Raw genomic sequence first — 26,229 nt, forward strand, 5'->3', positions numbered from 1 at the left:
TCCAAATGCTTCGCCCGTACAGTTGTCAGTTGTTAGGAGAAAGAAGGAAATTTCCCTGTTCTCTGTTATAAAATAGTCATATATCTGATAGTTGGAGTTTTAACAGTGAGTTTATTTGATGATTTAAGTCGGTTTTTAGAAAGTCGTTTAGAAGAGTTCTTGCGGAATAACCCTCATTTAGAGTTAGAAGCACTTTTAGAACAACTGCGGGAACAAGAAGAAGATACATTAAAGTTAATTGCCGAGTTACAATTGCAAGAGAAGCGATCGCAAGATGAAATTCTCAGCACAGCCCAAGAAATCCAAAAATGGCATATTCGGATTCAAAAAGCCCAAGCCGCAGGTAGACAAGACTTAGCCACCCCAGCCCAAGAACGAGAAGCAGCCCTACTGCGAGAAGGAAATCAAATGTGGGGACAAATGCAAGGTTTAAAAGAACGCATTAACCAGTCCCAAGAACTACTTCGCAAAATTCAACAACGTCGTCAAGAAGTACAAACAAAAGCAGCCGAAGCACAAACAGCCAGAACCAAAGCACAAACCCAGCAAAGATTAAAAACTGAAACTCCTGGCTGGAATACTGCTGCTAATTCTCACAGTAATTTTGACGACTTAGAAAATACATTTCGCAATTGGGAAACTCAAGACGAATTAGAAAAACTCAAACGCAAGATGGGAAAATAATTGAGAGAATGTCAGTTGTCAGTTGTTTAAAACACAACTCACTTGTGCTTTTAATCCTGACTCCTACTATATCACCGTTTTGTTTTTCTGACCAAACTAATTTAAAATTCCCATCTAACCGCCGTTCAAACTCTCAATATTCATCAGCAATTAGAGAACCAATAGCAAGTAAAGATTTTGCCCCTTGACGGATTTGCCATTTATTTTTGGAAAGATTGAATTGTTGTAAACTTACAAACAAGTCCTTACTTAAACTTAGGACTCTTCCCTTTGCGTCTTTGCTCCTTAGCGTCTTTGCGCGAAACAAAATAGAAACAAAAAAAGTGGTTCTGTCCAAGACAAAACCACCTCAAACAAAAATCAAACTCAAATTAACGAGCTTGACCGTGAGCAGAAGCCGCATCAATAGGCTTCATCAGATACAATTGTAATAACTGCCAACCATGAGATAGATAGATTGGAAGTTTTTGGAAGAATTGCAGGAATTTAGGCGTATTAGAGCTAGAAATTGCTGCCAATTTTTCGTTATTCTGGACGCAAACATCTAAACGCTCATAAAATACTGGATTCTCAACATCCAACATAACTGGGAAGACTCTACCAGCGGTTTCATTGGTCTTCTTAATTACATGAATGTCGTACTCACGCGCATTCAAGCCCAAGGAAGCGTAGAAATCCTTGCGTTGAATATCATTGAGATACATAGTTGCAAATACTGACAACAGGAAGAAGCGACTCCATAGTTTAGCTCTCCAGTCATTCAACATTTGTGGCTGCGCTCTCATAACCGCATCAAAAAAATCACCGTGACGGTTTTCATCCTGACACCAGTTCTCAAAAAAGTTAAAAATTGGATAAATTTGATCTTCAGGATGGGCTTCTAAATGACGATAAATAGTGATATAGCGCCAATAACCAATCTTTTCAGAAAGATAGGTCGCGTAGAAGATGAATTTGGGCTTAAAGAACGTATAACTACGACTCTTAGTCAAAAACCCTAAATCTAAAGAAAGATTAAAGTCTGACATAGCTTTGTTCAAGAACCCAGCGTGACGGGCTTCATCCCGTGACATCAGGTTAAAGCCTTCAGCTAAAAGAGGGCTTTTATCCTTTAAGCGCCGACCGAGTTCTTTGTATAACAAGAAGCCGGAAAACTCTGCTGTACAAGAACGTTCGAGAAATTCAACGAACAATTTGCGAGTTTCTCCGTCAATAGAGTCCCAAGATTTTTCAAACTGAGCATCCCGAACAAAGTGATGGCGGTTGTAGTCAATGCGGAATTCTGCAATAATGGCTTCCAATTCCTCTTCATTGACGGAAAGATCCATCCGTGCCATTTCATCGAAATCGGTTGTGTAAAACCTTGGTGTTAAAAGGGTTTCCTTAGCAGGGGACTTAATTCCAGAACGGATTTCGTCAAAGCCTGGTTTTCTGAGGGATTCTACCATGTTTTGATTTGCTCTTTTATCTTTCTTTTCTTGATGACACCAGAAAGCTGATTCTATGCTCTCACAAGGTGCAGGGAACAAAAATTATAATTTTGTATGAAATTCAGTGTAGCAATATCTAGCCCAAAAATCAGCAGATCAATGATTAATAGTTGCAAAAATCCACAAAAAACGATTTCCACTTGATTTAGGTCTGATGAGGATAATGGGTTTGATGCCGTGTTTGAGGAGCGAAACGTTAAATTAGCCAAAACCCAGGAAAATCATGTAAGCTGGGAAAATAACTGTTTGTCAGTTATAATTTCGCTTTCCTACAGTGCCAGCTAAAAAACCTGAATATATTAAACATATAGTTTGAAAACCTCGTATGTTCAATACCAACGAATTATCAAGCCATTATTGCTGGGGCTGGTAATATAGTCTGGGAAAATATCGCCAACAGTGATGTTTTATACTATAATGTTGAAAATTCTGTACTGGTTACTCTGGTGGGACATAATGTTTTTGTTATTGAACATGAAAAATCACAATCAGGATTACAGTATTTGGCTGAACAATGCAATTCTTAACTGTCCTGTAATTTCTGAATTATTGTTAGCTTAAAAGGATGTTAATTAATGCTCAACTTTTACTACAATTTCAACGCTGTCAGCGGCGACCTTTTTTAGATGTTCACGGTGATTATCTTCAGCGGGAGATTCCCAATGAGTTAGTCCTGAAGGTACAACAGGACAAAATTGCTCATCATCAGCGAATAGTCAAAAAGTTAAGTTACTATGAACCTGATTATCTGTCACGGGATTGGGAAGCAGGAGCAGCATCAACTCTAGAACTGATGCAGCAAGGGGTGAGTTATATTCGTCGTGGTGTAATATTAACTAGCTACCGTGAAAAATATACTTTGCTGAGTCGCCCAGATTTACTGGTCAAACAGCCGGGAAAATCTCGGTTTGGGAATTGGAACTATGTCCCAGTTAATATTGAATTGGGTAAACGTCCCAAGCAAGAATATCAAGTAGTTATTGCTTTTCACGCCCAAGTTTTAGCCACGGTTCAGGATGTGATTCTCAGTAAAGCCGGGCTGATATTGCGGGATAAAGATAAAACTTATGTGGTGGATTTAGATAAATGGACACCACAAATGTTGAATATTTTAGAGGAATATATTCAAGTTATTGAGTCGGTGGAAGCACCAGAAATTTTTATTTCTCGGCAAAAATGTAGTCTTTGTCCTTGGTATAATTATTGTCATGCCAAAGCGAGATATCAAGAACACCTTTCTCTGTTACCAGGTGTAACACCGATTCGCTATACTCAACTGCAAAATCTAGCTATTACTACTTTAGAAGCACTGGCACAGACCCATCCTAGCACTTTAGAAAACTTGACAGGATTTGATAGTAATGTAGCTGCTAAATTAGTTATTCAAGCCCAATCTGTATTCACCAAACAACCATTAATTATTGCAAATTCCTTTTCTTTAGAATATCTAACTTTTACAGCCCCCATTGAACTTTATTTTGATATTGAAGCCCAACCAGATTTAAATTTAAATTATCTTTTAGGTGTTTTAGTGGTGGATAGAGTCGCTAATACCGAACAATTTTATGCTTTTTTAGCGGAACAACCCGAACAAGAACCACTAATTTGGCAACAATTTCTGAATTTAGTTAATCAATATCCTCAAGCCCCAATTTATCATTTTTGTGCTTATGAAGTAGATACAGTCAAACGCCTTGGTAAATTGTATCGCACACCTTATGCCCAAATTCATCCCATCCTGAATCGGTTTATTGATATCTATGAACAATTAATTCAAAGTGTGGCTTTACCAATAGATAGTTATGCCTTAAAAACTATTGCTCGTTGGCTAGGATTTGAATGGCGTGAACAACAAGCCAATGGTGCTAAATGTATTTACTGGTATGATAAGTGGTTAGAAACAGGCGATCGCACCTTATTAGCAATCATTCAAGACTACAACGAAGATGACTGTCGCGCCACCCGTACCGTCAAAGATTGGCTAGTTAGCTTTTTTGAGGCTGAATCGGGTAATATTACCTTATAAAAAATTTTACTCCAGTTCTTCTATGCCACGTCTCCCAAAACCTCGGAAACTATCCCTAATTCTCATCTTTATAATTCCACTAATTCTGATTGGTTTTCTGTTTAATAATTTCGCTTCTGCCTCTTCAATAATCGAAAGTATAGAATTTATTGGCCAAGCTACATTACCCACAGGTTTAATTTTCCAAAAAACCGAAGTTGGTGGGTTATCGGGAATAACTTATGATGTCAGAAATAACCTATATTATGCAATATCAGATGACAGAGGGCAAAAAGCAACACCTCGTTTTTATACTTTCACAATTGACCTCAGCAAAGGTAAATTAACCAACAACGATGTTATTCCCGTAGGTGTCACAAACTTATTAAATACCAGCAATCAACCATTCCCTCCCAATACCACTGATACAGAAGGAATTGCTATCACCAATCAAGATACCATATTTGTTTCCTCTGAAGGTGATGTAGACAAACTTATCAATCCCTTTATTAAAGAATTTGCGCTGGCTTCTGGAAAAACAATTAGTACCCTACCCATACCAGATAAATTTTTACCAGATTCCCAAAAGCAAAAAGGCATCCGTAACAACTTAGCCTTTGAAAGTCTCACCATTACACCTAATCAAAAATTCTTATTTACAGCCACCGAAAACGCCTTAATTCAAGATGGACCAGCGGCTAAATCCGGTGTTGGTACTTCCTCTCGAATTTTAGAATATAACCTCTTAACCAAGCAGCCAGAACGGGAATTTCTCTATCAAACAGAACCAGTTACATCTTTGTTTAATCCTACTGGTAAATTTGCCAGTGGCTTACCAGATTTACTAGCACTCAATAATCAAGGAAACTTTCTCAGTATAGAAAGAAGTTTCACCGGTTTGGGATTTACAGTTTTTGTATTTGAGATTTCCTTAGAAAACGCCACAGACATTCATAATTTTGACAGCATTGCCAAAATTGACCCTGATAAAATCAAGCCAGTAGAGAAAAAACTCCTGTTAGATCTACGAACTTTAGATGTATCATTAGATAATATTGAGGGATTGACCTTGGGTGCAAAATTACCCGACGGACAACCATCACTAATTTTAATCAGCGACAATAATTTTAATGGACTACAACAAACCCAAATTTTAGCCTTTAAGCTGAAAATCGAATCTCCATTGACTAGATTATTACGCCGCTTAAAAATACCTAACTTTTAAAAATAATGGTTCTAAGTAAGTAGACGAAAATAAATCAAAGTAGATTAAGTAATGTAAAAAATCTGGAGATGATTTCGTAGTAAGGGCTTCAGCCCTCAAATGAGGAATAAATTCCTCTCTTTCTCCATGAGCAAATTCCCTGCAAAAATATTTTTTCTCAGACTACTTGACAAATAGAAAAAGACTAGGCATAATAGAGAGAGTGCAAGTTCAAACCGAACTCGAGGGACTGTAGTTCAATTGGTTAGAGCACCGCCCTGTCACGGCGGAAGTTGCGGGTTCGAGCCCCGTCAGTCCCGTTCTAAAATGCTGAATATTGAATAACGAGTTGATTAAAAATGCTCATACCTTTAATTTCAGTAGGTGTAATCATGATTTGTAAAAGAGAGAATCAACTGTGACCGTCAGAGTCCGCATAGCTCCGAGTCCTACGGGAAATCTACATATTGGTACAGCGAGAACTGCTGTATTTAACTATTTGTTTGCTCGTCACCATGATGGCAATTTTATTTTAAGAATCGAAGATACAGATTTAGAGCGATCGCGTCCTGAATACACAGATAATATTCTAGCTGGACTCCGCTGGTTAGGATTGAATTGGGATGAAGGTCCATTTTTCCAATCTCAACGCCTTCATCTTTACAAAGAAGCGGTGCAAAAATTACTAGATCAAGGATTAGCTTACCGCTGCTACACCACATCTGAAGAATTAGACGCTTTGAGAGAAGGGCAAAAAGCCAGAGGAGAAGCACCCCGCTATGATAACCGTCACCGTCACCTCACCCCAGAACAAAGGGCTGAATTTGAAGCTCAAGGACGTTCTTCTGTAATTCGATTCCAAATCGCCGACAGCCGGGAAATTGTCTGGAATGACTTAGTGCGGGGGAAAATGAGTTGGCGTGGTAGCGATTTGGGTGGTGATATGGTCATTGCTCGCGCTGCTAGTGATGGTACAGGTCAACCACTATATAATTTTGTGGTGGTTGTGGATGACATTGATATGCAAATTACTCATGTCATTCGTGGTGAAGACCATATCGCCAATACTGCTAAACAAATCCTGCTGTATGAAGCTTTGGGGGCGAAGATTCCCGAATTTGCTCATACACCTTTGATTTTGAATCAAGAAGGGCGCAAATTATCGAAGCGGGATGGAGTAACTTCCATTTGTGACTTTGAGGAAATGGGCTTTACTGCGGAAGGTTTAGTTAATTATATGACTTTGCTGGGATGGTCGCCAGCGGATTCTACTCAAGAAATATTCGATTTAGAATCAGCAGCTAAGGATTTTGGCTTTGAGCGGGTAAATAAAGCTGGTGCTAAATTTGACTGGGATAAGTTGGATTGGTTAAATAGCCAATATCTCCATAATATGCCAATTGATAAGCTGACAGATTTAGTTATTCCCTATTGGGAAAAAGCTGGTTGTCAATTTACAGGTGGGAGAGAACGGACTTGGTTAGAGCAGCTAGTGGGGTTAATTGCTGCTAGTTTGACTCGATTGGTGGATGCGGTGGAGATGACCAAAGTATTTTTTACTGATGGGGTAGAATTGACTGAAGAAGGCAGTCAACAACTACAGCAAGAGGGTGTCAAGACTGTACTGCAAGCAATTATTACAGCTTTAGAAAGTCAGCCAGAGTTGTCAGCAGATATTGCCCAAAGTATTATTAAGCAAGTTGTGAAATCGGAAAATGTGAAAAAAGGCTTAGTCATGCGATCGCTCAGAGCAGGATTAACTGGGGATGTACATGGACCAGATTTAATTCAGTCTTGGTTACTGTTAAATCAGATTGGTTTAGATAAAGCCCGTTTAAATCAAGCAATTAGCAGCAAACCCTAAGTCATGGGTAATGGGTAGGAGTTCTCGTTAATTTTGAATTTTGAATTTCCTCCTGCGGTACTCAAGTCTTTTCTCCAAAGGAACTTGAGACCTAAGATTGATGTCTTTATAAGATATCTAGGAATCTTCTCTAATTGCAATGTCAAAAACAGCTTTTCCTACAGGAATCATAGTTGTACTCTGCGTTACAGCCGGGTTTAATCCAGTGGCTCATGCTCAAACAGCCGCGCCAATTTTTGGAGATGCGACTATTCAACATCCATTATCTTCAGATCCCTTGATATTGAGAGGAATGAGTGGTGGTGCAATACCGGGGAGCAAAATAGCAGGAAAAGCAGAAACACCACCAACAGGACCATGTAAAGGATTTATGGATGAAGCACCAGACCATACTGTGAAACTCACCAGTAAATTTGACTACCTGAAATTAGTAGTCCAAAGTCCTGCGGATACCACCATGATTGTTAAAGGACCCGGTGGAACTTGGTGCAATGATGATTTTGACGGTAAAAACCCCGGTATTGTTGGGGAATGGCTACCAGGTACTTATCAAATTTGGATTGGTTCTTACAAGGAAAATGAATCCCTACCTTATACCTTGAAAATTACGGAAGGTAAGTAAATGATTAGACATCTTGTGAGAATTAAATGTGTGTGACTTGAAACCCTTGTAGAGAAGTGACCTGGGTAGGGATTCTCGGCTCTACAATATTTTCGGAGATGTCTAAGTAGGTTAGCGTTAAAAATTGGTAATTTCTGTACTAGATTTTCACAAACATATCGCCAAAATTGATGTTTCCAGTCTGTATCCAATTCATTAAAAGAGTAAGTAGGTGAACAAAATAAAAATGAGGTGTATTGCGTTTTGTAAAATGGCTGAAACACAATCAGAATATCGCATTGAGACAACTTTACATACCGTTACATACCTTTAAATTTTCCTGTTGACCTACTTAGTTTTGGAAACTTTGGTCGCAGGATTCCCATGATGGCATAAGGGTTTCCAGTGTTAAGAAATATTTCGCCAACAGTATCTTCGCTATATTTACCCCAAATTGAACGAAATCATTCTAGCCGACATTCCGCACCCCCCAGTGTCACAATCGGTAATTTCGGATTTTTGAATACCTTTGATGATAATTTTGATACAAAATTGTTGGAATCTTAGGTGGCGAACTGCTTGCAGCAGCGCTTCGCTATCGCCAATCTCAAATCCCCAAACGACCATTTTTCGTTGTGTGACAGTTTAGGGTGCGGAAGGTGGGTTCTAAGATTCAGTACAGTCTTCTGCCATAGAGTCAAGCAAAGATGGGTCTGATACTTCAATATTTTGTAATGGTGACTCTGAAAGAAGATTTCTATTTTGAGAGCTAAAATCATCTCCTTTATATTCTGGATGGTTAAATTTATCTCCTTTATACACTCGATGGTTAAATTTATCCCCTGTATTTTTCTTCCTACTCATAAATTACTGCCTTTGAAATAGTAAAAAAATGACTGATTTGATATTAATTCAAGTTTCTGATCAAGTAGTAAACCAATATGAAAATCGAATATGAAATTAAAGTAACTTAAAATGCTAAAAAAAATAATGTTGAATACCGTACCAACATTACGTATTAATACTCTATCGGCATTTACCAATCCCTCATTTTGCTTTTTCTCGGTTTTTCAGGTTTTGAAACAATTGAAAATACGTCATTTGAGCTTACAGAGCTTCCGGCTATTATGCAATACAGTTTTCTCCTTGTCCCTCTCCTATCATAGCTTTCAGCTTTGGGAATGTACCTCACTGATAGCTGCCGAAAGTGCTGTATCTTAGTGCCATTCCGTCATACAGCTTATTTCTTTTTTTTAGAAAATTAATTATTGAAACGCCAAATTTTTATGCTTTTATCATCACTGCCACTAACAAGTGTTTGCCCATCTGGAGTGAAAGCAATGCAATTGACTGATTTAGTATGACCTGTGAGAGTAAAAAGTTCCTGTCCTGTACTTACCTGCCATATTTTGATAGTTGTATCGTCACTACCACTAGCTAGGAGTTGCCCATCCGGGCTGAAGGCAATAGAAAAAACCCAATCTTCGTGACCTTTAAGAGTTCTGACTTTCTTTCCTGTACTTACCTGCCATATCTTGATAGTTGTATCGTCACTACCACTAGATAAGAGTTGTCCGTCTGGACTAAAAGCAATGGAACGAACATAATCTCTATGACCGTGTAGAGTGTGCAATTCTTTTTTTGTACTTAGTTGTAATAGCTTAATACTGCTTTTTCCACCTAATTTATTCCACCCGCCACTACTGGCTATCATATTTCCATCTGAAGTGATAGCAAGGTAGCGGAACCATTCATTATAGTGTTTCAAAGTACGAAATTCCATCACTGTACCCGTATTGCACAGTCTAATTGTCTTATCATCGCTACAGCTACTGGCTAAAGTTTGACCTTTATTAGTGAAGGCAAGAAACTCAACCTTGGTATTAGCCGTAAAAGTATAAAGTTTTTTCACCGTCTCTAAATGCCAAATATTGATAATTTTGTGACTTAATTCTATACTTTCACTAGCTAAAATATAGCCATCTGGACTAATAGAAACAGATGTAATACCGCTCGTATTATTTATTAGAGTGTATATACATTCCCAATACTTTGAAGTATTGGATTTTTCTTGTTTAGCAGGTAAAAATTCTATTTTCTTATGCGTGTTATTTTTTGAGTTTAGCGAATTTAAATATTCTTTTAAACCTCCGATATACAATAGATCATTTATTTGCAGATAAACTTTATTTCCATATTTTTTTATAAGAAAAGCTGGAATAAACCCTGCCATAATTAAGCAATATTTTTGTTGATGAACTGTTATTTTATCTGGAATTAAAATACATACTATAACAGAATTGTTATTAATTTCTTCTCTATCAATACACCATTCAACATAATTAAAATTGCCACTACGGACTTTTACTTGGATACCGACGCTTGGTTCAGAAATTAACCGAAAATCTACTTTACCATCACCGCCTATCTTGATTTGCAAGTCAATAGAAGTAACAAGATTGCCTAAATATTGCTTGACTACTAATTCGCCTAATTTACCTTGTAAATTGTTAAAATAATTTTCATATACACTTTTTTGAGATGTTTTTTTGAATTTGTCTGTTATATCCCAACAATATTTAATAATCTTTTCTAAATCTTCAGCATAAACTACCATAAATTCATCAGGATAGCTTTTAAATTCATTATGAGGATCAGTTAAACAATTTAATAGCTTTGAATTTAAACTCAATCTCTTGATAAAATCATCTTGTAGTTTTTGCTGTAAAGTTATCCAATCCATATTCTCAATAACTGCACGTAAAAATTAGTTTTTCAGTTTCCAGACCTTCAAATAAATCTAATTCCCGGTTTTATACATCTTAAGTATTTCATTTTTCGGATTCTAAGGCAATATTTGTAGAAATACCAAGCGATTTCTAATCGCAGCTACACAAAAGTGCCATTTCGTTGAATGACTGCTTTCCCATGCAGACAAAATTATAGTGGGCTTAGAGCTAACGCTCATGTACGAAAATAGAATTGCCGTACTACTATGCCAATATGCTTATACTTTGATGAAAACGAATTCTTTCTAAATCGTACCATCAAACAACTAAAAACGCACGCTCTAGATCAACAATGGGCAAACTTCAACTATACAGAATACCCCCCAGAATCTAAAGAAACCATTCCTCAAGCATTATCCGATCTCATGACAAAGATTAGTACACCAACAGCACATTACTGGGAGTTTGTTCAAAAGAAATTTTGTTGCAGTTGGAGTCCATACTCCCCAAAATTCCCTCAACAAATACCCTCCTTATTACCAACACTCACAAACCTGACGCGAGAAATAAATCAGTCAAACTACTACTGGAGTACGCACAGGTACAGGAATTTCCTCTCATTCCTCATATATCAATAGTTTAATCGTTAAAAAGTATATCAACGAGTATAATAGGATTAGTGCATAAACAGGATAAGATACCCGACTTATTTGTTATACTAAACACGGTTAGGAAAAACCTAGATTTGTAGGGGTTTAGCGCTGCTAAACCCCTACCGATGGAATCGAACGATTAAGCCGTTTTGAGGATAATGATGTCAATAAATTATGAATTAGTGTTAGAAGTCGGGGATCTGTCAATTAAGTATATAATCATTGATATAGCGTTTCATCTGTGGAGTTAAATCTAATGACACAAGCTGCAATCACAAATTTAGAATTAATTCAACCTTTAGCTAATCATCAGGCTTTAACAGATGAGCAATTTATGTTATTGCAGGAAAATGATAATCTTTATGAATATGTGAATGGAGAGCTAATTATAGTCGCAAATTCAGGTGTAGAACATGGCTACTTAGCTCTAACTCTTGGATATTTTTTAACAGGCTTTGTGCGTGATCATAAACTCGGAATAACTTGTGATTCTAGCACTGCTTTTAAAATGAAAACTGGTAACAAAAGATCACCCGATCTTGCTTTTGTTTCTAAGGAAAGATTGCCAGGTTTAAAGCGATTACCCAAAGGTTTTTTTGATGGCGCTCCTGATTTAGCTGTAGAAATTATTTCTCCTAATAATACTTTTGAAGAAATTCATAATAAATTAGTAGAATATTTTGAAAATGGCACTCGTTTAGCATGGGTAATATTGCCAGATGAAGAATGTGTATTAGTTTATCGCAAACCTAAGCCATCCCAGCTTTTGCAATTGGAAGATAGTCTTGATGGAGAAGATGTTATTCCTAATTTTAATTTGCCTTTGATAGAGTTATTTCAAGAATTATCTTTTTAGATATAGATTCTCAACTATGCAGCATTTAGACAGTTTAGATTTTGCCAGTAAAATTAAAGAATTAATTGATAATCTCAGAGGTTGTTTGAAAACTTGATTGCTGAAATTATTCCTAAATGTAAATATTTGAAACATTCATAATTTCTTACTTCTTTAAACAGGTCTTTATACTCTGCACAATATTCATCTATAGGACTCCTATTTGATTTTTGAACAAAACTCGGTACACCTTCATATTCTCAAATCCTCTTGCCTCTTGCCTTCCTACGCAGGAAAATTCAAGAATCAAACCGGAGTCCTTGTCATTTATTCGCTCTGAACTTATTTCCATCTTTTCATTCCCCTTCCCCTCAACTCCCCTGATAATAACCTACTCCTCTCCCGCTTCAATGCTTCTTTCTCTATGTAAAAAACAAAATCTCTGTCTTCCTTTTCCTTCCAAGTTTTAATTCTTTTTCTCTATTCAAAATGAGCGAACGGACAGATAGCATTTTCTCTGTACAACTCGAAAGTTTTTCGTATCGGTTTGTACGATACAGACTAATATTTCACTGATTGAGTTAAGTCTGGATCAAAAAACTGATCTTCTGTTACAATTGGTGGCGATTAAACTCTAACTAAACAATTTACGGTCATCTAAGAGGTCTTTATTTTATGGACGAACTTAATAAACAACTGAGTGCTTTTGGCATTTCTCCTGAAGAAATTTCAAAACAACTTTCCTCTATGGGAATTTCTTTCGACGAGATCGCTAAAAAGACAGCTTCTATCGGTGTTCCTAGTATCATTCTTGCTGTAGCATTCACCTCTTTTGGGGGTACGGGTCTAACCGTTACTCTTGCCACTGCTTTAGCGGGTTCAATTGGTGTTATCGGAGACAATTTGACGGGTTACGGAATCGAGATGATTCTTACTACTGTTTATGTTGAGCGTCGCAAAACGGAAGCGGAAGAAGCCCTTTACAGGGAAATTGATATTCTACCCCTTACCGATGCGTTAAAAATTAAGCTAAAAAGTCAACTTGCTCAGGTGAAAGTTACTGATAATACTACGGACAATATTTCTACTGAGAATAGTGCCAATGGTAGCACTAATCAAAATAGCGATCGCTGCCAGGTTGAAGAAACCCAGAGAGAACCCCAACAGGTTATGGCCGTTGCTAAATAATCATCCATTTACTGCATTCTCTAGGGAACACCAAAAAATAAATTACCCAATTTTGTGGGATGGGCATACTTCGACAGGCTCAGTACAAGTCCTGCCCGTCCTTGATGATTAGCGGGCAATTCGTCCCGCACCACAAGAAATTTTTGGGTATTTTTTTAATTGGAAGTCCCTTATTGTGTTCACCTACTTATTCGGCATTTAAGTTTTTAAGAATTTTCTGGGCTAAAAATTCCTTAATTTCTATATGTCTTGGTACAGCCTCAATGACACCTGTTTGAGGATTAATCCATAAAGAATCAGAACCACCTTCTCGTTTTAGGTAACAACCTGCTTATCTTAACTTTTTTTCTAATTCTTTACGTTTCATGGAATTAAAATAGTCTCTTCTATCGCATCTTCTGTGATTCCCCTGCGGATATGTGCCATAGGATCTTCAATAATCAATTGAATAGCAAGTTTCAAGTTTTCTTTCGCTTCCTCAATGGTTTCACCTTGACCATTAGCACCAGAAATTTCTGGACAAATTGCCCAGTATCCTCCTTCCGTTGCTCTCTCAATGATGGCTGTTAACTCTGCTTTCATAACAATTTTCACAAGAAGTCTACTAGATTTTAAACGATGATTAGTTACAAGATCAGCGATGACACTATCACCCAGCACGAAAAATCTCTCTAAAACTCTTACCTTCGCTTCTTCGCTTCTTCGTGGTTCATTTTTCGTAACCTCTGCGTTGTATTAAGCTTTGAAGCATGAATAATATAAATGAATTTGGTGATCCTGTGCAGTCCGGCATAAAATTAGTAATAGAGATAGCAAAATATAAATTAGCCCCAAATCCTTACTGGGTCTGATTTTGGGAATATTTAACTTTTAATTTTTAATTTTTAATTGGTATTAGTATGAGAATTAGGTTAAATTTAATTAAGATTCTAGACAAACTTCATGAATCTGCCATAAGCAAACCGACGTTTTATGGCTCAAATTACAAAATGGATTTATAAACATCCGTTACAAAAGCAGTCATATTAGTATCTAAAGGCAAATTAAAGATGAAATTCTCCTGGAGAGTCGTAGCACTTTGGTCAGTGCTGGCTTTGGTAATCGGCTTTTTCTTCTGGCAAGGGGCTTTTGCAGGCGCTCCTGCGGACACAGGCAAAAATGCCGCCAATACCCGTATGACCTATGGGCGCTTTTTGGAATACTTGGATGCAGACCGCGTTACCAATGTGGATCTATACGATGGTGGTAGAACCGCAATTATCGAAGCTAATGACCAAGACATCGAAAATCGCACCCAACGCTGGCGGGTAGATTTGCCCGTGAATGCTCCTGAATTAATTCAAAAGCTCAAAGAAAAGCAAGTCAGTTTTGATGCCCATCCTATCCGCAATGATGGGGCAATCTGGGGACTTTTGGGTAATTTAATTTTCCCAGTTTTATTGATTACTGGCTTGTTCTTTTTGTTCCGGCGCTCTAATAATCTTCCCGGTGGTCCTGGACAAGCGATGAATTTCGGCAAGTCCCGCGCTCGTTTCCAAATGGAAGCGAAAACAGGGGTGAAGTTTGACGATGTAGCGGGAATTGAAGAAGCTAAGGAAGAATTACAAGAAGTTGTTACTTTCCTCAAACAACCTGAGAAATTTACTGCTGTGGGCGCTCGCATTCCCAAGGGTGTACTATTGGTTGGACCTCCAGGAACTGGTAAAACTTTACTGGCAAAAGCCATTGCGGGTGAAGCTGGTGTACCTTTCTTCTCTATCTCCGGTTCGGAATTTGTGGAAATGTTTGTGGGTGTGGGTGCTTCCCGTGTCCGTGACTTGTTTAAGAAAGCGAAAGATAACGCTCCTTGTATTATCTTTATTGATGAAATTGACGCGGTGGGTCGTCAACGGGGTGCGGGTATTGGTGGTGGGAATGATGAACGGGAACAAACCCTCAACCAATTATTAACAGAAATGGATGGGTTTGAAGGCAATACTGGCATTATTATTATTGCTGCTACTAACCGTCCTGATGTCCTAGATGCCGCTTTATTACGTCCTGGTCGTTTTGATAGACAAGTAACTGTAGATGCACCGGATATTAAAGGCCGTTTGGAAGTATTACAAGTTCATGCTAGAAATAAGAAATTAGATCCTAGCGTATCTTTGGAAGCGATCGCTCGCCGGACTCCTGGATTTACCGGTGCAGATTTAGCTAACCTCCTCAATGAAGCCGCGATTCTCACAGCGAGAAGACGCAAGGAAGGCATCACTTTACTAGAAATTGATGATGCTGTTGATCGGGTAGTTGCTGGTATGGAAGGTACTCCCCTGGTGGATAGCAAGAGTAAGCGGTTGATTGCTTACCATGAAATCGGCCATGCTTTGGTCGGGACTTTACTCAAAGACCATGACCCGGTACAAAAAGTGACTCTGATTCCCAGAGGACAAGCCCAGGGTTTAACTTGGTTTATGCCTAATGAAGAACAAGGTTTAATTAGCCGTTCTCAGCTAAAGGCTAGAATTACAGGGGCTTTAGGTGGTCGGGCTGCTGAAGAGGTAATTTTTGGCCGTGCAGAAGTTACAACTGGCGCTGGTGGAGATTTACAGCAGTTGTCAGGAATGGCACGACAAATGGTAACACGGTTCGGAATGTCTGATTTAGGTCCTTTATCTCTGGAAAGCCAGCAGGGTGAAGTGTTCCTCGGTCGTGACTGGACAACCCGTTCTGAGTATTCTGAAGCGATCGCTTGTCGCATTGATGCCCAAGTGAGAATGATTGTGGAAGAATGCTATAGCAACGCTAAGAATATCATGCGTGATCATCGCAGTCTCGCAGATCGTTTGGTTGATTTGTTGATTGAGAAAGAAACCATTAATGGTGACGAACTTAGGCAAATTGTGGCTGAGTACGCGGAAGTACCTGATAAATCTCAGTTTGCCCCCATGCTGTAAGGGTTGATTTTGCATCAATCAGATCCCCGACTTCTTGAAGAAGTCGGGGATCTTGTCGTTTTATTTATTATAATCGCAAGATGGTTCTTCCTTATCAAGCTAATGATAACATTTTTAAAATTGTTTGTCAATACCATAAATCTCTTTTTTGGGTTGGCGTTTTTGCGCTTTTTGGCGAAACATGATGGGGTGATTATGTTTATGGGGAGTAAGCCAGGAAGCCAGGGAATAAATTCCCTGTCTGATAGCTAAAGTCGGTTAAAACCGACTGGGTAGATAATACGTTTTTTGTAGGTTAGGTTAAGCGACAGCGCAACCCAACGCATTTGTTGGGTTTCATGCTATTGCTTCGCAACGCTAACGCGGATAAACCAACCTACGAATCTAAAGTCGGTTAAAACCGACTGGGTAGATAATACGTTTTTTGTAGGTTGGGTTAAGCGACAGCGCAACCCAACAAATGCGTTAGGTTTCATGCTATTGCTTCGCAACGCTAACGCGGATAAACCAACCTACGAGTCTAAACTTGGTTAAAACCGACTGGGTAGATAAACTACAAACTAGTTAAAGAGAAAATTACCGCCAAAGAGGTTTAAATTCGCATTGGCGCTGGTAAATCCAGATGTCCCTGATAAGGTCACTAATAACTGACCAGTACCAAAACCACTATTATTACCAATACCATCACCAACTCGTACTAATGTAGAAGTACCTGACGTAATCACATCAAAATTGGCAATACCTGTAAAGTTCAGTTGATCACCACCGACACCGCGCACAAATTGATAAACTGTATCTGTACCATCACCAAGAACATAATTAACGTTATCTACAGCATTATCGTTTAAACCCAAATACAGGCTATCGTTACCCTTACCACCAATTAAAGTATCTGAACCTGCATTACCAGTGAGGGTATCATTTCCTAAACCACCTGTGAGAATGTTAGCTGCTGTATTACCTGTAATGCTGTTATTGAGGTCATTACCTGTACCGTTAATCGCAGTTGTTCCTTGTAAAGTCAGGTTTTCTACGTTGGTGGTGAGGGTGTAAGTTACACTGCTGAAAACGATATCAGTTCCTTCATTCAGATTTTCTGTAATGGTATCTGCTGTATTGTCCACATAATAGGAATCATTACCAGCACCACCAATCATAGTATCAGCACCCGCACCACCGGTGAGGGTATCATTTCCTAAACCACCTGTGAGAATGTTAGCTGCTGTATTACCTGTAATGCTGTTATTGAGGTCATTACCTGTACCGTTAATCGCAGTTGTTCCTTGTAAAGTCAGGTTTTCTACGTTGGTGGTGAGGGTGTAAGTTACACTGCTGAAAACGATATCAGTTCCTTCATTCAGATTTTCTGTAATGGTATCTGCTGTATTGTCCACATAATAGGAATCATTACCAGCACCACCAATCATAGTATCAGCACCCGCACCACCATTAAGAACGTTATTACCAGTGTTACCTGTAATGATATTATTCAGGTTATTACCTGTACCATTAATAGCGGTTGTTCCGGTTAAAGTCAGGTTTTCTAAGTTGGCTTTTAATGTCCAAGTGATAGAAGATTCAACGGTATCAATACCACTATTTAAACTTTCAGTAATGACATCTCCTACATTATCTACTACATAAGTGTCATTACCACTACCACCGATTAATAAATCTGCACCTGTTCCCCCGTTCAGAGTGTCATTACCATCTCCACCACCTAAATCATCGTTTCCTGTACCACCTTTAACCCAATCATTACCAGTAGTACCATCAAAGCTGACTGTACCTGTAAAGCCACTTAAATCAAAGCGTTCAAATCCGAATACTGTTGTCCCAGGAATATCTAATTGATTGGTGGTGTTACTGGTATCTATGGAGATAATATCATTAACTGTTCCTCCGGTGATAATTAAGGTATCTGTACCATTACTACCTTTGATGGTGTCGTTTTGTTGTAAATTGCCCCATGTGCTGGTGATGGTGTCGTCTCCATATTCAGCATCTATGATATCTTGTTGGGCTGTGGTGGTGAAGCTTTCGTTATCGTTAAGATCAGTTACTCCAATGGTTAATTGTTTCTCGAAGAATAACCCATCTTGGTCTGTGGTTTTGACGCGAACGCTATAACTGTTTTTGGTTTCGTAGTCAAATACAGAGTTGGTTTTGAGTTGATTTCCGACAATGGTAAATAAACTATTATCAGTTGCACCTGTGCCTGTAACTAAGCTATAGGTAAAGGTGTTTCCTGTATCTGGGTCTGTGCTAATGAGATTACCAACTACTGTACCAATGGCTTGGTTTTCCGCAATTGTACTGGTGGACAGTGTGAGATTGGTAGGGGCTTGGTTATTAAACTCACTCACATTAATAATCCTTAAACCATCATAACCAGCAGTAAGATAGGCGTAGTTGCCGACTACTTGCACATGAGAATAACCAATGCCAGGCGTACTATATTCATCTTTGAGAGTGGGAGCAGTGGGATTGCTGATGTCGATTATTTTTAGTTTAAATCCATCAACCACGTAAGCGTAGTTGCCAACTACTTCCACATCCCCAGCAAACATTTCAAAATTGTAATTGCCTTTGAGGGTGGGAGCAGAGGGATTGCTGATGTCGATGATTTTCAGTCCTGTATAATCAGTCATATAAGCATAGTTTCCCAATACTTGCACACCCACAGCAAAGCCATAATCAGGATCATAATTACAAGAACTTTTGAGGGTGGGAATACTAGGATTGCTGATGTCAATTATTTGTAGTCCTTTATAACCATCAGCCACATAAGCGTAGTTTCCCACTACTTGCACACCCTGAGCATTACCAGAAGTATCGTAATTGCCCTTAAGGATAGGGGTTGTGGGGTTACTGATGTCGATTATTTGTAGTCCTGATCCAGCATCAGCGACATAAGCATAGTTACCAACTACTTGCACACCATAAGCCGCACCAGAAGTATCATAATTGCCTTTGAGAGTGGGAGCAGTGGGGTTGCTGATGTCAATTATTTGTAGCCCTGAACCATAATCAGCAATATAGGCGTAGTTACCCACTACGTTCACAACAACAGCCGCATCAGAAGTATCATAATTACCCTTGAAGGTGGGAGCGGCAGGATTGCTGATATCAATGATTTTTAGTCCTGACAGATAATCAGCGACATAGGCATAATTTCCTACTACTTGTACATCTATAGAATAGCTACTGGTATCATACTTGCTCTTGAAAATAGGGGCTGTGGGAGTGCTGATATCAATAGTTTGCAATCCTACACCATCAATCATGTAGGCGTAGTTGCCCACTACTTGTACATCATTAGTAGAATAAATAGTATCATACTTGCTCTTGAAAATAGGTGCTGTGGGATTGCTGATATCAATGATTTGTAGTCCTGAATAAGCATCAGCCACATAAGCGTAGTTGCCCGAAACTTGCACACCATAAGCATTGCCAGAGGTATCATAATTGACCTTGAGTGTGGGAGCAGTGGGATTGCTGATGTCGATTATTTGTAGTCCTGATTCATTATCAGCGACATAAGCGTAGTTGCCTACCACTTGCACACCCGCAGCAAAGCCAGAAGTATCATAATTGCCCTTGAGAGTAGGGGTCGTGGGGTTGCTGATGTCGATGATTTTTAGTCCTGAAGAACCATCAGCCACATAAGCGTAGTTGCCTACCACTTGCACACCATAAGCACTGCCAGAAGTATCATAAGTGCCTTTTAGGGTGGGAGCAGTAGGGTTGCTGATCTCGATTATCTGTAGTCCTGAATCACCATCAGCCACATAAGCGTAGTTGCCCACTATTCGTACATCCAAAGCCCAGCCAGAAGTATCATAAGCGCCTTTTAGGGTGGGAGCAGTAGGGTTGCTGATGTCGATTATTTGTAGTCCTGCGAAAAAATCAGCGACATAAGCATAGTTGCCCACTACTTGCACGCCCCAAGCATCATTTTGCACACCCCAAGTATTATTCTGCACGCGCCAAGCATAATTAATATCGTAACTTCCCTTGAAAATCGGGTTACTAGGATTGCTAATATCAATGATCTCCAGCATATCCCCTACAGCGTAGGCATAGTTTCCTACCACCGTCATAGCACTGGACTGACTTAAACGATCCCACACTCCTACTAATGTAAGTGCAAATACTCCCTGATAGGTGTTTAAGGTTTCTGCATAAAAAACAAGAGATATCCCATGATTTTCAGGAATATTTACCTCTAATTCCCAATTTCCCCCTAAAGCTGCATTTCCCGTTTTTGTTGCAGACGCGCTAATAGTTGCGTTGGTAATCTCACGTAACTTACGAATAAACTCTTCTCCAGCATCCCCCGCAGCGACGTTACAACCATAGAGTAAAATATTCTGACCTTGCCAGTGTTGTAACTGTTGGGTGTAATTGTGAATATTGGTTAAGTTTAATTGACTATTTCCTAAATACAAGCATCCAGGAGAACCGTGGGAAACGATGTGAATGGTGGTGATGTGGGGATGTTGTTGTAAAATTTGGCTAATTTGCTCAATCCCGTCTTGATTTGGGGAAAGAATCACCGTTTCTACACCCTCTACAACTCCTGTTTGTAGGGTCTGATAGTCGGAAACGGAGGCATCAATAACAACAATAGTTGTCGCGGTTTGACTGAGGGAAGAGTTGCTAAACATATTTTTTTCCTTTGTACTTGGTAACTAAGCTTTCATACCCGCCCGGAACTGAAGTTCCGGGCTAATAGCTAAAGTGCGTTGAAACGCACTGTGATTAAATCAAAATCAAAAATTATCCTATTTCTCGAATAAATACTGCCAAAATAGTCGGTTTTAACCGACTTGAGCTTTTAGACAGGGAATTAATTCCCTGGCTGGGAGGTACTTGACACTGTTGAGCAGTGGTAAACCTTTACAAATTCTTATCCAAACAGGTTAAATATGTATATGATGCTAGGATGTGTTACTGATAAACACAACCGTGATCTTTCAGTTATAAATAATCTTTTTATGACACATCCTTAGAGTCACGTATGTGACATATATGTAACTGAGACTTTAACAAAGTTTAGGGTTTTAAATCCCCCGTTGCCAAACTTAGGAATGTGAATTAAATAAGGTGCAAAAGTAGGGTGTGTTAGCGACAGCGTAACGCACCATTCCAGGTTACATCAGAATTGCAGGTTATTAAATTTGCGTTCCTTAATTAAGTACGAATCAAAAATTACCCCCCATTTATAAAAATAGAAGGGGGGTAATTTAACTTTTTATTGATTTAACTCAAATTCGATGAAATGAAAAACATCTTAATCTATATAAACGGTGTTAAGTCTAAATGCTCTTCAATTTGAGTAGCCAAAGAATCTAACATCTGCTCTCGCTGTTCTTTGTAATTCGCTACACCTGTGGGTAAAGATTTCAAACCCCGTTGTTGCCGGAGACGATTTACCCAAGCTCGTCGCCAAGGACCATTATCGAAAATTCCATGTAGATAAGTTCCCCAAACTGATTGACAACTATCTACTAACCCTAAATTAGCATCATCAAATAGAGGCTGACAGGATTTTTGATCTGCTGGGTTTTCTATGCGCGAGCGCCCTTGGTGAATTTCAAACCCAGTCACAGGTAAACCCGCTTGGGGATAATTAGAAGTAACTTGACGCTGACGGGCAGTTTTTTGACCAGTAATTACTGTTTTCATGGGTAATAAACTTAACCCTGGATATTTACCAACTTGTCCTTCCATGCCTTCTGGATCAGCTATAGACTGTCCCAACATTTGAAACCCGCCACAAATGCCTAAAACCGTGCCACCAGAAGCCGCATAGTTTTGAATTGCCTCCGCCATACCGCTTTTTTGCAAGGTAATTAAATCGGCAATGGTGGTTTTTGTTCCTGGGATAATTACTGCATCTGGATGTCCTAAACTTTGCTTAGGATGTAAATATTTGACTGTGACTGATGGTTCTGATTCCAAGGGGTCAAAATCTGTGAAATTGGCAATTCTGGGTAAACGAATCACCGCAATATTTAGTTCAGAGTTAGCTTTTGCTGGTTTGCGTTCTAGTAAATCTAGGGAGTCTTCCGCTGGGAAAACTTGTTCTAAATAGGGAATAACACCAACCACAGGTATACCTGTCCGTTCTTCTAACCATTTAATTCCGGGTTCGAGAATTGAGCGCTGTCCTCGAAATTTATTAATGACGACTCCTTTAATTAAGGCGCGTTCGTCTGGATCTAATAGTTCTAATGTGCCGACGACATGAGCAAATGCTCCACCTCTATCAATATCAACTACTAATAAAGTAGGTGCATTTAAATGTTTAGCAACCCGCATATTAGTTAAATCCCGGTGTTTGAGATTAATTTCGGCGGGACTACCAGCACCTTCACAAACTAGGGCTTCAAATTCTGTAGATAGGTATTGTAAACATTCTTTGATGGTCTGCCAACCGAGTTCAAAATATTGTTCGTAGTAATCTGTGGCACTAACTTTCCCGATGGCTTTACCTTTAAAAATGATTTGGGATGTCATATCCCCCTGGGGTTTAAGTAAAATTGGATTCATTTCTACCAAGGGTACTACTCCCGCTGCCCAAGCTTGCACTGCTTGAGCATAGCCTATTTCCCCGCCACTGGCGGTAACATAGGCGTTTAAAGCCATATTTTGACCTTTAAAGGGGGATACTCGCAACCCGCGCCGGGAAAGAATCCGACAAATAGCTGTGGTTATCAGTGATTTCCCTGCGTGGGATGTTGTTCCCACTACCATGATTGCTTTCATTTTTAATTATATTTTAGTATGTTGATATTAAGTAGTGCATCTGTAAATAAGCTGTTATTTTTTTAAACTTGCATATCTCGTTATCTCGTTCCCAGTCTCAGACTGGGAATGTAGATGGCGGCTCTGCCGCTAGTGACATGAGGCAGAGCCTCAGCATTGGCATTCCTAGCCGGAGGCTAGGAACGAGGTCAAACTGTCAAAAGGGTAAACGTAACCAACGAGTCATAAAATCATTGTAGCGATCGCTCAGGGAAGGATGACGCAATTTCTGATCTTTTAACTTGACAATCAATTGATGACCCAAGGGAGTTAGGCGAAAACTGTCTGTAATGCCCTGTCCATCAACTTCTCGCCGCAATACTCCTACATCAATTAACCAGGCTAAAGCGTTTTCACAGGTCAATTCTGATAAGGGTTGCTTGGTGTAACTTTGCTGATTTCCTTTCTCCATTGCTATAGCACCTAGTTGGATACTTTGGCTAGTCATGGCTATAAACAAATTGAGGTTGAAGGGCGAACAGATTAGCGATCGCTCGGCTCTTTCTAGGGCTTCACTAGTATAAACTAAGGGTTTAAGGTTTGGGGAATCCACAGTAGACATTTTTCATTACTCTAAGTTGTGCTTTTTGTCAATGCTTTGAAAATAAATACCTCTTTGGCAGAATATTCCGTAAGCAAGTTATTTAAATATTGTAAATTATTGTAAAATCTTGATTGCATAAAGATTTTTAAACAGGACAAGGTGAATTATGCCTCTATCAGTTGGTACAGACGCACCTGCATTTACCGCCAAAGACACTAACGGCAATACAATTTCATTATCTGATTTTGCTGGTAAAACAGTAGTTCTCTACTTTTACCCCAAAGATGACACACCAGGCTGCACCAAACAAGCTTGTAGTTTCCGTGATTCTCAAGCTGAATACAAAGACAAAGATGTAGTTGTCTTGGGAGTAAGTGCTGATGATGAAGTTTCTCATCAAGCATTCACCAATAAATATAATCTGAATTTCCCTTTATTAGCTGATACCCAGAAAAGCATCATTACAGCTTATGATGTTGATGGTGGTGGTTACGCCAAGCGTGTTACCTACATCATTGATGGTAATGGCAAAATCATTGATGTTGATGCTGCTGTTAACACTACTACTCAAGCTAGTGATGTTTTAGCAAAACTGGGACTTTGATCATTAAGTATACTCAAAACGGCTTGACTGTTTGATTCTAAACCTAGGGGTTTAGCAGTGGTAAACCCCTACACATCTGGGTTCTTTGTCATTTGGCAAAAGTTTAAATCTCACCCGTGTTTAGTATAACTCCATAGGGGCGCAGGACTTGCGCCCATTATTTCCCATTTAAGTGTTATTTACCTGATGATGGTAAAATCTGTAAGGGAAGTAGATTTTGTCCAGGGATAATTGCAGAAGATCCTGGATTTTGTTTTAGTTGAGGCTGAAGAAGTTTTTGTTGTGCAGCTTTAAATGTGGCTGCGGCTAGGTCTAGCTGTTGATTTTGTTCATCAGCATTCCATTGAATAGTCCCAAAGTTGGCTTGATGAATCATGTTCATCATATCGAAACCTGAGCCATTGCCAGATAAAGGATTACTACTGCGATAGCCTTGCTGACCCAAGGTATCGCTTTCCAAACTACCAAAGGGTTGATTAGTATCAGCTAAGGTAGGTTCTCCTACTAGGATAGAAGCAAAGCTAACCCCGGCAATAGTGGCAACAATAATTTTGTGAACTGGTAAAAATGATCTTTTCATGAAAGTTCTCCTTATATATTTTTAGGCAAGACTCCGGCGTAGTTGGGGTTGAATACTCAGTAAAGCCACTAATGCAAAACCTAGTAACACTAATAACGCTCCCCCAAAGGTAACATCACCCCAAAAGGCGTGCATTACTATATCATTTAATCCCCAACTGCTGTGTAGATATAAATAGCGAATCGGTTCAATCGCATAACTGAGAGGGTTGAGGGTAGCAATAACCTGTAACCAACCGGGCATAAAGGATAAAGGCGCTAAGGCTGTGCTGGCAAATAATAATGGGAGGTTAGTGACAAAAATTACGGCAATAAGTTCAATGTGTCCGGGTAATGCAAAGGCTAAACCCAAGGAAATAGCGGTGACACCCAAAGCCAGTAGAAAGACAATGAGAGCGATCGCACATAATCCTGTAAAATCAGGTAAGCCAGCCCCTAAAAATGCCGCTGCTGCCACAATTACCGCTGCTTGTAGTAAACTTTGGCTAATAATAAAAATAGCAGAAGCAAAAACAATTGAAAAGCGTGAGGCTAGAGGTGCAACCAGCAACCGATTTAAAAAGCCAAATTCCCTATCGAACATTACAGGTAAACCAGCATTCAAAGCCCCAGCAAAAGCAGTAAAGACTATGACACCTGCTGCTAGAAATTGCCCGTAATTTGTCGTACTACCAAATAAACCTGTGGGTGCATTTTGGAATAATGCCCCAAATAAAACTAACCACATGACGGGCTGAATAATCCCTGCTATCAGGCTAGAGGGACGACGTTGGAGTTGAATAAACAGACGACGAGTTAAAGCAAAAGTTTCTTGAACAATTTCTGCGAAAAAATTGGAGGTTGTATCAGCAACTACAGGAGATGAGGTTAATTGTTGCCAATTCACAGCTACTTTATCATTACTCATAGAATGTAAAAATTAAAAGGCATCAATCATAAACATTCCTGCAACTTGTTAGTTAGCAAAAAATATTTATAATTCTTAACCCTATATTACAACGAATCCCCAACAAGATCAAAGTAGAGAAATTGCCATTTTGATGCTGTTACTGTCGAAGCCAAAATACTGCGATACTATACTCTATACATAAATCACATAATATAAACTGATCATGGAGCTAAATTCCTTACCGACAGAGGTAATTTTGACACATCCGCGTCAGTCTCTTGGTAAATTACAACTTGATTGGACACCCCAACCGGGAAATTATCTTGATTTTGCCGAAAAAACCTACGTAGTTTTAGAGCGTTGCCATAGATATCAGCTTAAAGGAGGACGCTATAGTTTACACAATATCGCTATTTACGTACAAAAAGCCCAAAGACCAGAACAGAAAAGTTTAGTAGAAGGACGTTGGGTTATAGGTGATGCTACCTGTAACTATAATGCTCTTTCAGAAATTATGCGTTGTGCAGTTAATCCAGAAGGACCTTGTAAATCTTGTCGGTTCTATGAAAGTTAGTTGTCAGTTGTCAGTAGGGGCGAAGCATTTGGAAGAT

At 39.1% G+C, this 26,229-nt stretch carries 20 protein-coding genes and 1 tRNA gene; 11 read left to right on the forward strand and 10 right to left on the reverse strand.

Features of this window, described 5'->3' with window-relative positions:
• The first annotated feature begins 105 nt into the window (after positions 1-105).
• Positions 106-684: a TIGR04376 family protein gene (locus FJR06_RS23440; RefSeq protein ID WP_015078441.1), complete on the forward strand. Its 579-nt coding sequence runs from the start codon at positions 106-108 to the stop codon at positions 682-684.
• A gap of 371 nt (positions 685-1,055) precedes the next feature.
• On the opposite strand, the gene acsF is transcribed toward FJR06_RS23440, so the two are convergent.
• A complete protein-coding gene (gene acsF, locus FJR06_RS23445) occupies positions 1,056-2,132 on the reverse strand; it encodes a magnesium-protoporphyrin IX monomethyl ester (oxidative) cyclase (protein WP_015078439.1) in 1,077 nt (358 codons plus the stop codon).
• A gap of 607 nt (positions 2,133-2,739) precedes the next feature.
• On the opposite strand from acsF, the gene FJR06_RS23455 reads away from it, so the two are divergent.
• From FJR06_RS23455 to FJR06_RS23475, 5 genes are all read left to right on the forward strand, one after another.
• Positions 2,740-4,200, forward strand: coding sequence for a TM0106 family RecB-like putative nuclease (locus FJR06_RS23455; protein ID WP_168652377.1), 1,461 nt, complete (start codon positions 2,740-2,742; stop codon positions 4,198-4,200).
• Between the two features lie 22 nt (positions 4,201-4,222).
• On the forward strand, positions 4,223-5,404 hold the full coding sequence (locus tag FJR06_RS23460; RefSeq protein ID WP_015078437.1) for an esterase-like activity of phytase family protein: 1,182 nt from the start codon (positions 4,223-4,225) through the stop codon (positions 5,402-5,404).
• A 225-nt stretch (positions 5,405-5,629) separates the two neighbouring features.
• Positions 5,630-5,703: transfer RNA gene (locus FJR06_RS23465), tRNA-Asp, on the forward strand.
• Positions 5,704-5,801: 98 nt separating this feature from the next.
• A complete protein-coding gene (gltX, locus tag FJR06_RS23470; protein WP_168652378.1) occupies positions 5,802-7,247 on the forward strand; it encodes a glutamate--tRNA ligase in 1,446 nt (481 codons plus the stop codon).
• A 139-nt stretch (positions 7,248-7,386) separates the two neighbouring features.
• Complete coding sequence (locus tag FJR06_RS23475; RefSeq protein ID WP_015078435.1) at positions 7,387-7,869, forward strand: hypothetical protein; 483 nt, start codon at positions 7,387-7,389, stop codon at positions 7,867-7,869.
• Positions 7,870-8,514: 645 nt separating this feature from the next.
• Here the strand turns inward: FJR06_RS23475 and FJR06_RS23480 are convergent.
• Both FJR06_RS23480 and FJR06_RS23485 read right to left on the reverse strand, forming a co-directional pair.
• Complete coding sequence (locus FJR06_RS23480) at positions 8,515-8,712, reverse strand: hypothetical protein (RefSeq protein ID WP_168652379.1); 198 nt, start codon at positions 8,710-8,712, stop codon at positions 8,515-8,517.
• A 397-nt stretch (positions 8,713-9,109) separates the two neighbouring features.
• Positions 9,110-10,591, reverse strand: a complete 1,482-nt coding sequence (locus FJR06_RS23485; RefSeq protein WP_168652380.1) for a WD40 repeat domain-containing protein — start codon at positions 10,589-10,591, stop codon at positions 9,110-9,112.
• An 895-nt stretch (positions 10,592-11,486) separates the two neighbouring features.
• Here FJR06_RS23485 and FJR06_RS23495 point away from each other — a divergent pair.
• Together FJR06_RS23495 and FJR06_RS23500 are read left to right on the forward strand one after the other, a co-directional pair.
• Positions 11,487-12,086, forward strand: coding sequence for a Uma2 family endonuclease (locus FJR06_RS23495; protein WP_015078433.1), 600 nt, complete (start codon positions 11,487-11,489; stop codon positions 12,084-12,086).
• Between the two features lie 654 nt (positions 12,087-12,740).
• Complete coding sequence (locus tag FJR06_RS23500) at positions 12,741-13,253, forward strand: hypothetical protein (protein WP_015078432.1); 513 nt, start codon at positions 12,741-12,743, stop codon at positions 13,251-13,253.
• Between the two features lie 363 nt (positions 13,254-13,616).
• Here FJR06_RS23500 and FJR06_RS23510 read toward each other — a convergent pair whose 3' ends face one another.
• Positions 13,617-13,835, reverse strand: coding sequence for a type II toxin-antitoxin system HicB family antitoxin (locus FJR06_RS23510; RefSeq protein ID WP_015078431.1), 219 nt, complete (start codon positions 13,833-13,835; stop codon positions 13,617-13,619).
• 467 nt (positions 13,836-14,302) lie between these two features.
• Between FJR06_RS23510 and ftsH2 the strand changes: the two genes are divergently transcribed.
• Positions 14,303-16,189, forward strand: a complete 1,887-nt coding sequence (gene ftsH2, locus FJR06_RS23515) for an ATP-dependent zinc metalloprotease FtsH2 (RefSeq protein WP_041457570.1) — start codon at positions 14,303-14,305, stop codon at positions 16,187-16,189.
• A 341-nt stretch (positions 16,190-16,530) separates the two neighbouring features.
• Here the strand turns inward: ftsH2 and FJR06_RS24810 are convergent, their stop codons facing one another.
• From FJR06_RS24810 to FJR06_RS23530, 4 genes are all read right to left on the reverse strand, one after another.
• Positions 16,531-16,665: a hypothetical protein gene (locus FJR06_RS24810; RefSeq protein WP_256369544.1), complete on the reverse strand. Its 135-nt coding sequence runs from the start codon at positions 16,663-16,665 to the stop codon at positions 16,531-16,533.
• A gap of 84 nt (positions 16,666-16,749) precedes the next feature.
• Positions 16,750-20,859, reverse strand: a complete 4,110-nt coding sequence (locus FJR06_RS23520; RefSeq protein ID WP_168652381.1) for a DUF4347 domain-containing protein — start codon at positions 20,857-20,859, stop codon at positions 16,750-16,752.
• A 631-nt stretch (positions 20,860-21,490) separates the two neighbouring features.
• The gene (cobQ, locus tag FJR06_RS23525; protein ID WP_168652382.1) at positions 21,491-22,963 is read right to left on the reverse strand and encodes a cobyric acid synthase CobQ; all 1,473 of its coding nucleotides are present in this window, start codon (positions 22,961-22,963) and stop codon (positions 21,491-21,493) included.
• Positions 22,964-23,159: 196 nt separating this feature from the next.
• Positions 23,160-23,564 carry an Npun_F0494 family protein gene (locus FJR06_RS23530; RefSeq protein WP_015078426.1) on the reverse strand — a complete coding sequence of 135 codons (405 nt, stop codon included), beginning with the start codon at positions 23,562-23,564 and terminating at the stop codon, positions 23,160-23,162.
• Between the two features lie 148 nt (positions 23,565-23,712).
• Here FJR06_RS23530 and FJR06_RS23535 point away from each other — a divergent pair, with 148 nt between their 5' ends.
• Positions 23,713-24,150 carry a peroxiredoxin gene (locus FJR06_RS23535; RefSeq protein ID WP_015078425.1) on the forward strand — a complete coding sequence of 146 codons (438 nt, stop codon included), beginning with the start codon at positions 23,713-23,715 and terminating at the stop codon, positions 24,148-24,150.
• Between the two features lie 175 nt (positions 24,151-24,325).
• Here the strand turns inward: FJR06_RS23535 and FJR06_RS23540 are convergent, their stop codons facing one another.
• Complete coding sequence (locus FJR06_RS23540) at positions 24,326-24,730, reverse strand: hypothetical protein (RefSeq protein ID WP_015078424.1); 405 nt, start codon at positions 24,728-24,730, stop codon at positions 24,326-24,328.
• A 21-nt stretch (positions 24,731-24,751) separates the two neighbouring features.
• A complete protein-coding gene (locus FJR06_RS23545) occupies positions 24,752-25,636 on the reverse strand; it encodes an ABC transporter permease (protein WP_168652383.1) in 885 nt (294 codons plus the stop codon).
• Positions 25,637-25,841: 205 nt separating this feature from the next.
• Here FJR06_RS23545 and FJR06_RS23550 point away from each other — a divergent pair, with 205 nt between their 5' ends.
• On the forward strand, positions 25,842-26,192 hold the full coding sequence (locus FJR06_RS23550; protein WP_015078422.1) for a DUF6464 family protein: 351 nt from the start codon (positions 25,842-25,844) through the stop codon (positions 26,190-26,192).
• Positions 26,193-26,229 lie beyond the last annotated feature (37 nt).

This window comes from Dolichospermum sp. UHCC 0352 (genome assembly GCF_009711925.1).
GTDB lineage: Bacteria > Cyanobacteriota > Cyanobacteriia > Cyanobacteriales > Nostocaceae > Dolichospermum > Dolichospermum lemmermannii.

What these genes read in the sequence shown, in the direction of transcription:
- acsF (WP_015078439.1), bottom strand. Translation starts at nt 2,132, where the DNA reads ATGGTAGAATCCCTCAGAAAACCAGGCTTTGACGAAATCCGTTCTGGA.
- FJR06_RS23455 (WP_168652377.1), top strand. Translation starts at nt 2,740, where the DNA reads ATGTTAATTAATGCTCAACTTTTACTACAATTTCAACGCTGTCAGCGG.
- FJR06_RS23460 (WP_015078437.1), top strand. Translation starts at nt 4,223, where the DNA reads ATGCCACGTCTCCCAAAACCTCGGAAACTATCCCTAATTCTCATCTTT.
- FJR06_RS23475 (WP_015078435.1), top strand. Translation starts at nt 7,387, where the DNA reads ATGTCAAAAACAGCTTTTCCTACAGGAATCATAGTTGTACTCTGCGTT.
- FJR06_RS23480 (WP_168652379.1), bottom strand. Translation starts at nt 8,712, where the DNA reads ATGAGTAGGAAGAAAAATACAGGGGATAAATTTAACCATCGAGTGTAT.
- FJR06_RS23485 (WP_168652380.1), bottom strand. Translation starts at nt 10,591, where the DNA reads ATGGATTGGATAACTTTACAGCAAAAACTACAAGATGATTTTATCAAG.
- FJR06_RS23495 (WP_015078433.1), top strand. Translation starts at nt 11,487, where the DNA reads ATGACACAAGCTGCAATCACAAATTTAGAATTAATTCAACCTTTAGCT.
- FJR06_RS23500 (WP_015078432.1), top strand. Translation starts at nt 12,741, where the DNA reads ATGGACGAACTTAATAAACAACTGAGTGCTTTTGGCATTTCTCCTGAA.
- FJR06_RS23510 (WP_015078431.1), bottom strand. Translation starts at nt 13,835, where the DNA reads ATGAAAGCAGAGTTAACAGCCATCATTGAGAGAGCAACGGAAGGAGGA.
- ftsH2 (WP_041457570.1), top strand. Translation starts at nt 14,303, where the DNA reads ATGAAATTCTCCTGGAGAGTCGTAGCACTTTGGTCAGTGCTGGCTTTG.
- FJR06_RS24810 (WP_256369544.1), bottom strand. Translation starts at nt 16,665, where the DNA reads ATGAAACCTAACGCATTTGTTGGGTTGCGCTGTCGCTTAACCCAACCT.
- FJR06_RS23520 (WP_168652381.1), bottom strand. Translation starts at nt 20,859, where the DNA reads ATGTTTAGCAACTCTTCCCTCAGTCAAACCGCGACAACTATTGTTGTT.
- cobQ (WP_168652382.1), bottom strand. Translation starts at nt 22,963, where the DNA reads ATGAAAGCAATCATGGTAGTGGGAACAACATCCCACGCAGGGAAATCA.
- FJR06_RS23530 (WP_015078426.1), bottom strand. Translation starts at nt 23,564, where the DNA reads ATGTCTACTGTGGATTCCCCAAACCTTAAACCCTTAGTTTATACTAGT.
- FJR06_RS23535 (WP_015078425.1), top strand. Translation starts at nt 23,713, where the DNA reads ATGCCTCTATCAGTTGGTACAGACGCACCTGCATTTACCGCCAAAGAC.
- FJR06_RS23540 (WP_015078424.1), bottom strand. Translation starts at nt 24,730, where the DNA reads ATGAAAAGATCATTTTTACCAGTTCACAAAATTATTGTTGCCACTATT.
- FJR06_RS23545 (WP_168652383.1), bottom strand. Translation starts at nt 25,636, where the DNA reads ATGAGTAATGATAAAGTAGCTGTGAATTGGCAACAATTAACCTCATCT.
- FJR06_RS23550 (WP_015078422.1), top strand. Translation starts at nt 25,842, where the DNA reads ATGGAGCTAAATTCCTTACCGACAGAGGTAATTTTGACACATCCGCGT.